The sequence below is a fragment of the Candidatus Glassbacteria bacterium genome (assembly GCA_019456185.1).
In the GTDB taxonomy this organism is placed as follows: Bacteria; Gemmatimonadota; Glassbacteria; order GWA2-58-10; family GWA2-58-10; genus JAJRTS01.
In genome coordinates, this window is sequence record VRUH01000156.1 from 1 (window position 1) to 1,239 (window position 1,239).

Annotated in this window: 1 protein-coding gene; it reads left to right on the forward strand. The window is 59.2% G+C overall.

Going from position 1 to position 1,239, the window contains the following annotated elements; translation table 11 throughout:
* The first annotated feature begins 27 nt into the window (after window positions 1–27).
* On the forward strand, window positions 28–924 hold the full coding sequence (locus FVQ81_18590) for a hypothetical protein (protein MBW7998539.1): 897 nt from the start codon (window positions 28–30) through the stop codon (window positions 922–924).
* Window positions 925–1,239: the final 315 nt, after the last annotated feature.

Sequence of the window (1,239 nt, forward strand, 5' to 3'; positions counted from 1 at the left end):
CTCGCTATTCTAGCTATGTGATCAAACATGGGGCTTTTAAAACAATTCCTACCGCGACGAGAACAGATACCGAGTTCAATCGTCACGCGTGTCAATTTCATCGTCCGTATGGTCATCAACCCGTGCGACGCTCCGCTTGTGGTCTACGTTGAAACCATGTGGCCGGCTGCGCTGGAAGCCGCCATCACCGCTGTGGACTTCGGCCTGGCCGATATCGCCAGGTGCGTGTTTCGCCCGTGGGGCTTGATGAAAACGCCCGGCGGCAGAGGTCGGAAGGCAAAGCGGCCGAAGTTCATCCGCCGCCTGATGCGCCGCATCCCGCTGCTGCGCCTGGTCCAGGATCGCAAAATCGGTCGAAACTTAAAATGGCTATGGATCATCGACACAAAGCTTCAGTACGTGCTCTTGTGGCTCCTCATCATCGACGTGGTGAGCGAGTTCCTGTACCGCTGGACCTCTGCCCTCTACTGCACCGCGCCTTGCCTCATGTCCCAAGGTGCCGGCGCCGCGCTCGCGCACACTGACGGCGACGCTCACCTGTCCCTACTCGGCTGGCAGGCTATGGTCTGGAAGACGCTTAAATACAAGCGTGGCGGCGCCACCATCCACCTTGGCGGTGCCCGATTGGAAATGGGAAAGTGGCAAATATGCGCCGGCACGACGGCCAGAGCAACGAGCGGCGGTGAGCTACAGATATCCATGCGCCTCGTCATCGTCGGCGAGCCCTTGCCAATCGACCAGGACGGCCCAGTCTTCGTCACGCAAACCAAGACCGCCGATCTTGTCGCGTCCGCCTACCTCGAAGGCGATTTCAGCATCCATGCAGAGGTCAGGTCCGAAGGCGGCAATTTCGAGACGTTAGACAGCTATTTCTCAGTGATCGCAATCCCGGAAGGCGGACAACCGTTATGTCCCTGCACATAAAAAGAAGCCCGACCCCTTCTCAGGGGCCGGGCCGGGGTTTCATCCAAACTCAGCGCCTGGGAGACGCAGGAAAGGATGGCAATGTCTTACTGTGGTGAAACCTCCCTTGTCAACACAAATATATACGAGGGAACCGCCATCCGGTTGCTCTGTAAATGCTGGACGTGCGAGGACTGCCGCCCTCTCCGAACAGCCCAGCTAAAGGCGCTCTTTCAACGCGGGCACCCGACAACCCTCATCACGCTCACCGCAGGCCCGGGTGCCGGAGACACCGAGGCAGAGGCCGCTCTCACGCTCTACAAAGCATGGGTCCGC